This is a genomic window from Rheinheimera muenzenbergensis, assembly GCF_036984005.1.
GTDB lineage: Bacteria > Pseudomonadota > Gammaproteobacteria > Enterobacterales > Alteromonadaceae > Alishewanella > Alishewanella muenzenbergensis.
Map to the genome: position 1 here is coordinate 73133 of NZ_JALAAR010000005.1, position 12018 is coordinate 85150.

A 12018-nucleotide genomic window follows, 5' to 3' on the forward strand; every position below is an offset into this window, starting at 1 on the left:
TGAGTAGCTGTAAGCGCTGAGCAAAGTTAAATCTGTGGCTGGCAGTTTTACTGCCAACTGGCGAATTTGCACCTAAACATGTCGCTTTGGCAACATCGGTGCATTTAAAAAAACGGCCGCTTCTGGCCATTATCAAACCTAAAAGGAAACTAAGATGAAAACTTTAAAATTCTACAACGCAAACGAGCAAAAAAACCAAGTAGAAGCTGTACGTATGGCTGGCCGCTGCAGCTGCTGCTGCTGGGGTGACTGGGCAGATCAGCAATAACTGCTCAGTACTCTATGTTACAGAACGATGAGTAAAAATTTACTCATCGTTTTTTGAACAGGACTAAAAATGAAAAATTTACAGTTTTACAGCTTAAGCAGTAAGGCAAGCAACACTGTCAAGATGGCAGGTAGCTGCTGCTGTACTAGCATCAGGCCGGCATAACAATTGGATTGATTAGAGCGTTGTTAAAAATGTTCTTATGCTCTAATCAATCTCTTTATTTCTCAACAACAAGCTGTGTTTGCCAGCTTTAGTTGCCAGTTTGAATAATTATACAGCTGAATCAGATTGTAATTTCTGCTGCACAGTCCGCTTCTACTTTCTTTAGCGTCAAAAGAGTACTAATGATGAATTATTTTTTGCATCCAAATTTAACTGTGACCGAAGTGTCACCGGATAAAGTGCATTTGGCTAACCTGGCTCATCAAATCACTATTGAAGGACAGAACCAGAATTTAAAGCGAGTGTTGCAGGCTATTCAGACCGGGACGCTTGCTGAATTATTACAACAGCAAGATCCAGACCTCGAGACTTTCTACGCCATCTTGGAATTTCTCACAGAGCACCAGTTCGCCAGCCTTCAGTCATTTGCCGTTACTGACAAAATGATGTTGGACTTAGCCCTATTGCAAGTCACCGGGCAGGACGGAGAGTTAAAAGGCCCATTGGCTGGATATGAGAATGTGCGACCTAACAGTGTGGCGATTTTTGGCCAGGGTGAGTTGTTCAGCCGCGTTGTGGCTGAATTGCGGGCATTGGATTTTTCTGTACTGGAAAACCCTGAAGAAAGTGCCTGTGAGCGACTGTTATTGATAACCTGCAGTGATAATCTGAACTTTACTCTAAACAAAAAAATAAATGCTCTGGCAATAGCCCGACAACTGCCAGCGCTGTTTGCTGTGTTAAATGAACACATTGCTTTAGTTGGCCCTCTGGTTATACCGGGAGAAAGTAGCTGCTTTAGTTGTTATGAGCATCGGTTGGCTCCGAACATGCATTTTGTCGAGGAGACTATCGCCAGCCAATTCCAACATGGCAACCTTATCAAACCTCGCTCTAAACCTGGAGTCTACGCCATAGCAGCTAGCTTTCAGATAATTAGTCAGATATTGAAGTTTTTCAACAGAGCTTACGAATTGTGTTTAGTGAACGAAGTCCTTGAAATCAACCTGCTTGATTATGCCACGGATATACGTCCGGTCTTACGGATCCCTCATTGTCCGGCATGTTACAGCCAGCACCGTTTGAAACCCAAAGCCGCTGTACGCGCGTTACTGTAAGGTTAGAATCATGAGATTGCATAACCAGACCGAACTTTCAGAAAAGCTCCAAAACGTGATTAATCAGCTGGTCGATAGCAAAACCGGTGTGATTACCCGATTGCATGAGGTGCCGTTACAAGCCTCTGAACATGAACTGCATATTTACACCGCAGGTTGTTCTGACATTAACTACCTGTTGCAGTTACAGCATGGCGTCAGACCAAAAATGGAGGCAATAGCTTCCGGTGCCGGTTTAAGCAAAGAGGAAGCCTTGTGGTCGACGGTTGGCGAAGCCTGTGAGCGGTATATAGCTACTTACCACTTTGCTAATGAGTCATTTGTTGCCAGTGAAAAAAGCTTTAGTAACCTACCAATTAAGTTGGCAGATTATATAGCTTTTTCAAAAGAGCAATATCAGCAGACCAGCTTTCCTTTTCTGCCGGTTGATAGTGAGGCAGATATCCACTGGGCGCATGGTGTATGCCTTAACTCGCAGCAACAAGTGCCGATCCCTGCACAACTGGTTTGGTTAAATCAGCATTTTTTGACTGGGCAAGAGCGGTTTTTCCCTCAAATCAGCACTGGTTTGGCTGCTGGCGAAAGTATTGCTCATGCTGCGTTAACTGGTTTACGCGAAGTAATAGAGCGCGATGCTTTTACCAGTTACTGGTTATTACAAAAAACACCACGGCGTATTCGACCTGAATTACTGGTCCCTGCGGGCTCAGCTTTGGAAGCTATGATTGAACGATCTGGTTTAACGCTGGATCTGTTGTGGCTGGAAACAGATATACAGGTACCGTCAATTTTATGTTTGTTGCAACTGCCAGAATGCCGGGGTTTAGCAGTTGGCATGTCGACACATTTAAATGCAGCTGTAGCGGCAGAAAAAGCCATAGTTGAAGCTTTTCATACGTACAATTGGATCCTTGAAATGCGTCGCAGCGGTTTAACTAGTTTGCCGCGCGAACAATTACGTGATTTTGAACATCATGTCCGGTTTTACCTGCAGCCTGAAAATCATCAGTATGTCGCCTTCTTGCGACAAGGCGCTGATCTGGATGCTGCCGAGCTGTCTCGTCATCAGTTCAAAGTTACCGATCATGACAGCCATCTGGCTGAACTGACAAAAAGAATCGCAAATGCTGGATTTCGGTCCTGCTATGTTGATATCTCCAAGCCGGAATTTACTGAGCTGAGTATCTATGCAGTAAAAGCTGTTATTCCGGGTTTGCAGCCACTGCATGTAGGTGTAGGTACTGAATTTCTTGACGATCGTCGCTTGCGACAATTATGTGATTATTGGCAAACATCACTGCCAGCCTCGCTTAATCTTGAACCCCACCCTTTCCCTTAACACTGAGGTATAACGACATGTCATTACTGGCTAGAAAAAACAAAACTTCGTTTGCCGAAGATCACTGGACCGGTTCAGAAGCTGCAGTATTTCACGAGCAAACAAAGCATACCCAGGTAGAATTAATCAAGAAAACGCCGCGTATACGCACATATTTATCTGACTTGAAATGTATTCAGGAAACAGGTCGTAACTATAAAGAATATGATGTTTTCCGCCAGATCCAGCTATCTGATATTCAATTGCTGAAACAGCCTTTATCCGAAGCGTTAAAAACTCGTCGTAGTTCTTATAATTTTAACGGTGAAGCGCTGAGTTTTGCTGACTTATCTGATTTGCTTGGTGCTGCGGCTGGTGTCACTATTAAAAGACCATTATCCAGACAATTGCCAGATGAAGTACTTGCATCACGCAGTTACCCTTCGGGTGGTGGCTTGTATCCCTGCGAGTTGTATGTCGTTGCGATCAATGTTGAGGGGCTCGCAGCCGGCTTTTATCACTATGACAACGCTCGTCACGGCTTGGATCCCATTGCTGATGCCAGTGGTATTGCTCAGTTAGCAACACAATGTCTAGCAACTCAATACTTTCCGCATATAGCCTGTGCACTGGTTATAACATCGGTTTTTGAACGTACAGTGACCAAGTATGGTGACAGAGGTTACCGATTGGCTTTACTGGAAGCTGGCCATTTGATGCAAAACTTGCTGCTGACTGCCACAGCTCAAGGCCTGGGAAATCTGTGCTGGGGGGCTTATCAGGACAATCATTTAGCCAGCTTACTGCAAACCGATGTACTGGCTGAACCGCCAGTTCATATGGCTTTTATTGGGCATTGCGGAGCGGCAGTATGACTATCGCGCCAACGTTAGATCAGTTGAAAATAGAATTAGCCCGCGATCCTTATCGTTTTGATTTGGTCATTCAACAATTGCTGCACAGCTCCGTTACCGGATGCGGTAAAACGCAGCAGCAAGCGTTAAATATATTAAAGCGTTTACCTGATCCGTTGCAATTTGCTGTGATGGCTGAACAATTGCAGACTGGCCAACAGCAGATCATGTTTTTTGAACGCTATTATCTGCTAGCGCCGGCGCAGATGGGTAGTAATGCTATTAGCCTAATTTGTAAACAGATAGACCATATTCTGGATTTCTTGTTGCAGCTAGAGCCTGCCGGGCTTAAAGAACTGCTGGTGATACAGCTAATGCCAGGTATTTTTTCTTTTCTTGATCAAAGGCTTAGTGGCGTTTCTTATGTGCAGATTGAGTATCACCCACATTCACCAGAGCTGGTACCAGCACGTATAGCTCATGAATTAGCCCATGTTGTATTTCCGTGTAAAAATAGAGTTTTGTCAGAAGGAATAGCGCTTTACCTGGAATGGTCGCTGTATCCGGCAGTGGCTCTGTTGGGACCTCCAGAGCAGGTGCGGCAGCAACTGGCTTATTATTCTGGCACTAAGCCTAAGCTTGAACTGTTAATGTCTGCCCATTTTGATCAGGATGTGCTTTTTAAACAAACCACCAGTTCAACTGCTGAGCAGCAGTTTATTTATCAAGCCGGATTTTTACTGATCGCTACACTGGTAGCTACAAATACTGTAGCAGGTATTGCCACTTTGGTTAGGTTGTTAGCTGATCCTGCAGCTGAAGTACTGCCAACCTACCTTAGCCTGACGTCGCCACCAAAAGAGCTAGCCTTATCGGTGCAGAGTAACGCAGCAACAGTTTTACAAGAGCTGGCGGATATTGAATTATTGATTTGCCAGGATCGTCTTAATAACACTAGTGTGGCATATCAACGCTGTTACGCAGAGCTGAGTAAAGTTACCGCAGTCCCGTCCGAAACGGCAATACAGCATTTGTTACTACTCGCCCGACTACTACTTAGCAAAATGTATAGTGATTTTCATCACCAACGGATGATAGAAGAGTTTGATAGTGGACAGGTTAAGCAGTACAGCGCACAACTGCAGCAATTGGGATGTCCAGCCGAATCAGCCTATCTGAATGCCAGGCTGGCACTACTGTATGCGTTTTACTGTGAAGATTTTTTGCAACAGGCTCATTGGTTTGAACAGGTTGTAAACGGTTATGAAGCAGGATTGGCTTCGCCCTGGGTTGGCAATGAAGCGCATTTGGACTATGCCAGCTTTTGTCTGCATACACCAGTAAACATAGAGCAAAACAGACAAAGAGCAGCTCATTTACTAAGTTCTGTAAAATTGAGTAGTCGCTTTCAAGCAGAAGTTCAGCCATTGCTGCAGCGTTGCCAATCGTTAAGAGAGGCAACGGTATGAGTTTGCAAATTAAGCGGATAGCTACTAAACCACGGCAGAACTTCAAGTTGGATCTGGCTGATATTGTTATAGAGCCAATGGAATGCGTTAGTGTGGTTGGTGCTAATGGCAGCGGTAAAACTACATTGTTGGAGTCAGTGTTGGGCATGGCTCCAACTTTGCAACGTGACGTATGGCTGTTTGGTCAGCCCACCTGCATGGATGAGCGTGATTTTCAGCTGCGCCGGAAACTTGGTGTGCAATTGCAGAAATCTCAGTTCAACCGAAAGTTATTAGTAAGTGACTTAATTAGCCTGCACAAAGTAGTTTACCGCCGGTCCTGCAAAGATATCGCTGAACTATTTCAGTTAAAAGCGCTGCTGCCAATGCGATATGAGCGTTTATCGCGGGGACAGAAGCAACGTGTTGATTTGTATTTGGCATTTGCACATCAGCCGGAGTTCATCCTGCTGGATGAGCCTGGCACCGGGTTAGACGCCGAATTCCGCAACGCTTTTATCCAGCTGTTACAACAGGTCATTGGTAAATCAGCCGGAGTGTTAATGGTGTCACATCAGGAAAGCGAAATTCTGTTGTCTCATCGTACCCTGGTACTTCAGGCCGGCAAAGTGGTGCACTTTGCTCCTGCTGCAGCCTTGGTTAAGCAGTTTGTTGGTACACATAAAATTGAGTTTGAATGTTATGAAAGCCGTATAGCCGATGAAATCATCTGCAAAGCCCGTGTTATGGATTCTGTTGTCAGAGCTCAGCTTACTCAACACAACAAAGGTCTTATTTTTACCAGAACAAATATCATTAATGCTTTGGTAAATGATTTTGGCTCAGAGCTGTTTTCAAAGATAGCGCTCTGTGAAAGCTCTGTTTCTGACATGATCGCTAATTAGAGTGGCCAGCCATGAAGATATTTCTTGAGTTTTTCAAAATTGAATTGAAAACATTTTGCCGAGATCCCATCGCAATATTCTGGACGTTTTTATTCCCATTTATAATTTTGTTTACAGTCATGTCAACTTCGGGAAAGCATGAATCGGTAGAGCTTCCGAGAATAGTTGTGCTGGTCGAAGAAAGAATGGATGTAACTGATATTTCTTCACGAATAGACCAGGTGTTTCCAGAGTTAACCAATTCAAGTGTAAATTTCGTATCATCAGGTTTAGAAAATGTTCTGTCAGATTTTAAACGCAATAATATTGTTGTTGATGTTAGTGCTTGCGCTGATGTTGGTTTATCCTGCGCAGGTGTTGATGTCTACTATGCATCGTCTCCAGATGATTTAACCCTAATGATTTTGAATATTCTACGGCAGAATCAACAGTTTTTAGTTCCCAGTGAAAGTGTTTTATGGCGGTACGTTGAGCAAAATATTGATCATAAATCACAGGTCAAGTGGCTGCAAAAAGCACGGCAGTTAACCATTGGTCTAATTTGCTTAAATATTGTTTCAATTTGTTTGTTTGGTTTTTCAGTGATATTAGTTGAATTGCGGCAAAATGATGGATTGAAATTCTTTCAGGTTATGCCTGTGCGTAAATCGGTATTTATTAGTGCCTTCACTTTAAGTCGGGTTGTAATTATTAATGTTTTTGCTTTGTTTTTTTTGCTTGTATCTAATTTTACATTCGAACTGGATATTAATTTTTCTGCCGAATATTTCTTAAAGTTTATTTTTATGGTGTCAATTGGCTCCGCTACATTCGTTAGTTTGGGAGTACTGCTAGCATCTAGATTAACCTCGGTGGGTGCAGTAAACGGTTTGATAAATCTTGTTTATTTCCCTTTGATTTTCACCAGTGGGATATTTTTCCCTGTGCTATCTGACAGCAAGTTTCTGAATTTTGTTTCAAACAACTCCCCGTTACGAGGGTATTCAGATATGTTTTATTCAGTTTATTTTGTTGGTAGAGATTTAATTTTATATTCTGGCTCGGTTTTAACATTGCTTGGCTGGTGTGTTCTGTCGGGTTTTGTTGCATTCAAAATGTTTATCTGGGTTAAAAAAGACTAAAATATTTAGCGGAGATTATATGGCAAATTATTACCAAGATTTTGATGCTAGTGTCCCATCATTTTCCCGACACGAACTACAGTCAGTTGAAAACTTTGAAGCAGATTTAAAAATACTGGCCCGGCAATGGGTGCTGTTGGATCACATTTCCAGTTTTTCTGCTGTTGGTGATTACAAAGTTTTTCAGTTGGCTGGTGAGTCAGTTGTAATTGTACGCAACGAACAGGGCTTTTCTGGCTTTCTGAATTTTTGTCTGCATCGGGGAGCAAAGTTATGTAACAAAAGTCACGGGAGGCAATCTGCGTTTACCTGCCCTTATCATGCATGGCGTTACGACTTAACTGGCGTGCTGCAGCAGGCAACGGCTTGCACGTCTAAGCGAATTACGGTTGGTGAATCGCGTTTAAAAGAGGTTTCGGTGCGTGTTGAAGCCGGACTGATTTTTGCTTCCCTGCAGGCAGAACACAGTACTTTTTCTGCCTCAGCGGAATTGTTTGCCCCTTTTCTGGCATGGCATAACACCAGTGCAGCAAAAATTGCCGGTAGCAAACGTTTTGTCGCTAAAGGCAACTGGAAATTGTTTGCCGACAATTTTTTTGAGTGTTACCACTGTCGCGTACTTCATCCGGAAATGTGCGAACTGGCAGTTCATCCAAAAATTACTTCTACTATTTCTGCAGTACAGCATGAACAGTATATGGCGGTCGCACAGGATTGGTATGAAAAAGTTGCTGCTCTGGGACATCCGGTTGGCGAACGGCAATCGTTAATGCCAGAGCAGGAACATTTCAGTGTTATGTACCGGGTGCCGGTCGATAGTGTCAGTTTAACCTTGTCTAAAACAGGTCAACTGGTTGCTCCTTTAATGGGGCAGGCAAAAGTTGCCGATGGCGGCGAAACCTTTGGCTACCTTGGGCCCTTAACGCTGCTGAACATATATAACGACTACGGCTATAGCCTGAGATTGAATCCAATTAGTGTAGATGAAACCGAGTTGATTCTAACTTGGTTTGTAGCAGGTGATGCGGTTGAAGGTAAAGATTATCAGTTTGCTGAAGTAAGCTGGTTTTGGCTGACCACAGTGCAACAGGATCTGGAGATAATTGAGTTGGCGCGTCAGGGGACCAGTTCACGCTTTTATCAGCCGGGAGACTATACCATGTTAGAAGCAGACAGTGCTGGCTTTGCCAGTTGGTATCGCCGTCAATTGCAACAACAGAACCAAATTAAAGTGCCAGACCTTGTCGGCCTTGCTGCTGTCAATATATAAGGAACGCCTATGCGTGCAGTAGTGGGTTGCGTTGTTTTACTATTTAGTTGCAGCGTGTGGTCAGTCACGGGAGCTGGCAGTGAAACTAGATTTGCTGCTGCTGCGCCGCTAGTGCAGGTTATACCACTGCGCCCGGACTATCATCAGTTTGTGTTATCGTTCTTGGCTGAAGTAGCAAAGCATGAACTGCGGCACCTACCAAAACAGTTGAGGTGCTGATGCTTCGGTTTAATCGGTGGCGATTATGGCAAACTAGCGGATGGATGCTGGGATTGTTGATTGTTACTGTTGTCGTTATTCTGCCACTACCCGCTGTGCGACTTAAACTGCTGCGGCAACCGGCTCAGTTGCACCAACAGGCAGTCGCAGTGCTTCAGATAAAGTCAGAGCAACCATTGCTTTTCGCATCAGGTAGTTATGTCACCAAAGAAGACAGGTTGCAAGCAGCAGAACAGCCACTTCCGTATGCTGGTTGGATATTCTACCGGCAAAATTTACAACCAGAATTGGTTAGCCTGGTACGGGAATCAGCACAGCATTATTATCAATACTTAGTGCCCAATCAGGATTTGTGGTGTTTGGGTGAGCGGGTACTGGTCATGCATAATACTGTTCAAGCAGAGGCTAAGCTCAGATCACTGGTGAAGCTACCGGGAACAAAACGCCTTAGTTTGGGGTTGGAGTTTATTGATGTATACCAAGCAAACTTGCTTAATCCACTCGCTGAGAGCAATATTTATCTGATGCCACTGCAACGCAACTTAGCTAATCTATGGCTATTGCCACCCTGTTAACTAAGTCGCTTCCGTCACCTGATTATCGCTATTAAGCTGGCTGTTATTTTTCAGTCTGCCACTGAATAAACTCCAGTGCTAACTCGGGAGTGACAAAGACAGTAGCATACAGATTATCCGGATTGTGCGGGTCTGGGTGCAACGAAATTAAGCGCTGAGGCAACTGGGTTTTACGGGTTTCACCACTTACTGCATTAAACTGCTCTATATGGCCCAGCATGCTAAAGCGATACTGCAATCCACTTTGCAATAGCCACACACCGACAAAGCTGTTGTCGCTGCTACTGTTAACTTCAATGTCATTTTTTGTACCGTCGACGTAGCGATACAACTTGCCGTCGCGGTGATAATGCAACACGCCGTGCTGATCATATTGCGCAAAGCTACCGGCTGAGAAGGTCAATTGAGTTAACTCGTTACTAATCAGGTCAAATTGCCACAAATTCTGACTGTTTTCCTGCAGTCGTGTCAGCACTAAACCGCTGTTGTCAGGCAGCCAGACAGGTTGGCCAATATTGTTGTTTTCCAGCTTGGTTATTAACTGCTTACGCTGGGTATCATATAAATGCAGATTGCCGTGCTGTACAAAAGCGATATAACGACCATCGCCCGACCAGCTAATGCCATTGACCGGTTGATTATCTGCTGTTAACTCAGTTAGTTGTTTATTCTGGCCATCGGTGTGCAGCCACAGCTGCCAGTTGCCGGTCCAGTTTGCGGCAAAGGCATAGCGGTTGGCATCAGTTGGCGATATTGCAATAGCTATGTCGCTGCCGGCGGCGTTATTTAAAAAGCTTATCTGGCGCTTGCTGGCATCAAAAGCATTGGTCACCTTGATTAACTGCATACCGCCCTGAGTAGTGGTGTTGGCGGTCATCGGTGAAGTATACGCCTGGTTTTCTGTTAGCAGAGACAACTCACCAACGATGACATCGTCCGGCAGCTTTAGCAGGCTGCGGCTTTTATCGGCCAGATTAACTTGCAAAATGCCGTTGCCGCCTGGCAACAGTAAACTGCTTTGATCGGCGCTCCATTCTAATCCCAGTAGTAATATCGGCATTGACAGGCTGGCTACGCGGCTATGCTCGCGGCTGGCCGGGTCATAAATATAAATGTCCGGCTTGTTCGATTCCGGCATCAGAATATAAGCCAACTTGCTGCCATCGGCCGACAATGCCAGCAACGTCACGCCTAAACCTGCCGAAGGCGCATCTAGCAGCGTTTGCACATTACCGTTAATCAGGTTCTGCGCTAATAAAGCATTGCCAGAATATATACCGGCTTTGCTTTTACTGTAATACAACCACTCGCCATCCAGGCTCACCTGTGCAGTGCCAAGCGTCATACCGTTACAGCTGGCTAAAGGCGCCAGGTTATAAGCCGGAAACTGGCTAAAGTCGTAACTTTGGTACTCGCAATGGCTGCCATCTTCAGTAACGACCTGCACTAATAGTTTGCTGCTTTGTGGCTGCCAGGTTTGCACACTGTAAATTTTGCCTAGGTCTTCAAGCGCCACTTCCTGTAACAGATTGCCGGTGTTAATACCCAGTTTGCGTACCATGGTGCGGATACTGCCGTCAGGTTGTGAGTGGCTGTACGCCAATAGCTGTTTGTCCGGCGACACCAGCGGCCGTGATTCGATACCTTTAAACCAGGTTATTTTTTGTTGGCTGCTAATGGTCAGTTCGGTGGGGGCGGCGGCGCTTTTTGCTGCAACGGCCGGTTGCTGAGTGGTTGGGTCTGGCAGCATCTTATAGCCAAAAAATGCAAGGCTAACTAGCACCAAGAGCGCGGTAACCATAGCTGCAATATGTAAATGCCGGCGTTCGGGCAAGGTTATGCTGCTTGATAAGCCTGGCGTGTCTTGTTGTGCTGCAACTGTAAGGTTGTTAACTGCTGCAGTAAGCTGCAGACTATAGCCTTTGCGGTGATGCGTTTTTATTGGTGATTCGCTCAGGCTATCATGTTGCAGTGCCTTGCGTAATTCTGAAATAGCACGGTTTATTGCGTTGTCATCAACAAAGCTTTGTTGCCAGATGGTTTCAACCAGCTGCTGGCGCGGCACTATAGTGCCGGGGTTAGCGGCAAAGCATTGCAGCAGTTTACATAACAAAGGTTCCAGTTCTGTGCGCTTGTCGCCATCATAAATGCTGAAATCGGCCGGGATAAAAGTCCAGGGGCCCAGCTGAAACTTTTGCATATGTTAATTATTCTTGTTGTTTTAAACTGGTTGTAACTTTAACAGATGTAAAAGTTGATTCAACACAATTCTGGTTGCAACATAAAAACCTTATGAAAGCATCATAAGGTTTAGATAAGAATTAATATTTGATTTAAATACAGTTAGTTAGTGGTGGTTTTATTAGCAATAAATTGCTTAGCTTCTGATAAGCGACTTTTTTCTGCTCAGCGCCTACAGTGAGCTCAACAACGAAACGGACAGGCAGTGAGTCCGCTGTTGTCGACAGACAAACATACTTACTGAACCAGAAGGAATAGCAAAATGACTAAATTTAACACCACTGTTAACACTGTAATTATACTAGCGGGCTTACTGGCCAGTTCAGCGGCGCTGGCGCAACAGCCAGAACCAACTGACAGCCGCCAACCTATACAAACTGAAGTGCAGCAGAATGTTAGCGATGTGACAGAACACATGCTCAATGAATTTCAGCAGCAGCTAAGCAGTAATATTAAGCAGCAGGTAAGCCAGACCCTGCAAAGTTTGGCTGAATCGATCAAACAGCTGCTGTAGCA

At 44.7% G+C, this 12018-nt stretch carries 10 protein-coding genes; 9 read left to right on the forward strand and 1 reads right to left on the reverse strand.

Annotation, left to right across the window (positions count from 1 at the left end):
- Positions 1–615: 615 nt before the first annotated feature.
- The 8 genes from MN202_RS07540 to MN202_RS07575 all read left to right on the forward strand — a co-directional run bounded on the left by MN202_RS07540 (position 616) and on the right by MN202_RS07575 (position 9261).
- Entirely contained in the window at positions 616–1551 is a 936-nt protein-coding gene (locus MN202_RS07540) for a TOMM precursor leader peptide-binding protein (RefSeq protein ID WP_335735484.1), read from the forward strand.
- 10 nt (positions 1552–1561) lie between these two features.
- Positions 1562–2890, forward strand: a complete 1329-nt coding sequence (locus MN202_RS07545; RefSeq protein WP_335735485.1) for a YcaO-like family protein — start codon at positions 1562–1564, stop codon at positions 2888–2890.
- Between the two features lie 17 nt (positions 2891–2907).
- Positions 2908–3744, forward strand: a complete 837-nt coding sequence (locus tag MN202_RS07550) for a SagB/ThcOx family dehydrogenase (protein WP_335735486.1) — start codon at positions 2908–2910, stop codon at positions 3742–3744.
- Positions 3741–5192, forward strand: a complete 1452-nt coding sequence (locus MN202_RS07555; protein WP_335735487.1) for a hypothetical protein — start codon at positions 3741–3743, stop codon at positions 5190–5192. The genes MN202_RS07550 and MN202_RS07555 overlap by 4 nt, the downstream gene beginning before the upstream one ends.
- Positions 5189–6076, forward strand: coding sequence for an ATP-binding cassette domain-containing protein (locus MN202_RS07560; protein ID WP_335735488.1), 888 nt, complete (start codon positions 5189–5191; stop codon positions 6074–6076). The genes MN202_RS07555 and MN202_RS07560 overlap by 4 nt, the downstream gene beginning before the upstream one ends.
- Positions 6077–6087: 11 nt before the next feature.
- A complete protein-coding gene (locus MN202_RS07565; RefSeq protein ID WP_335735489.1) occupies positions 6088–7197 on the forward strand; it encodes an ABC transporter permease in 1110 nt (369 codons plus the stop codon).
- Complete coding sequence (locus MN202_RS07570; RefSeq protein WP_335735490.1) at positions 7157–8467, forward strand: aromatic ring-hydroxylating oxygenase subunit alpha; 1311 nt, start codon at positions 7157–7159, stop codon at positions 8465–8467. Before MN202_RS07565 ends, MN202_RS07570 begins: the two co-directional genes overlap by 41 nt.
- Before the next feature lie 368 nt (positions 8468–8835).
- The gene (locus MN202_RS07575; RefSeq protein ID WP_335735491.1) at positions 8836–9261 is read left to right on the forward strand and encodes a hypothetical protein; all 426 of its coding nucleotides are present in this window, start codon (positions 8836–8838) and stop codon (positions 9259–9261) included.
- Positions 9262–9304: 43 nt separating this feature from the next.
- Here the strand turns inward: MN202_RS07575 and MN202_RS07580 are convergent, their stop codons facing one another.
- Positions 9305–11461, reverse strand: coding sequence for a winged helix-turn-helix domain-containing protein (locus MN202_RS07580; protein WP_335735492.1), 2157 nt, complete (start codon positions 11459–11461; stop codon positions 9305–9307).
- 303 nt (positions 11462–11764) lie between these two features.
- Between MN202_RS07580 and MN202_RS07585 the strand changes: the two genes are divergently transcribed.
- Complete coding sequence (locus MN202_RS07585) at positions 11765–12016, forward strand: hypothetical protein (RefSeq protein ID WP_335735493.1); 252 nt, start codon at positions 11765–11767, stop codon at positions 12014–12016.
- The last annotated feature ends 2 nt before the right edge of the window (positions 12017–12018 follow it).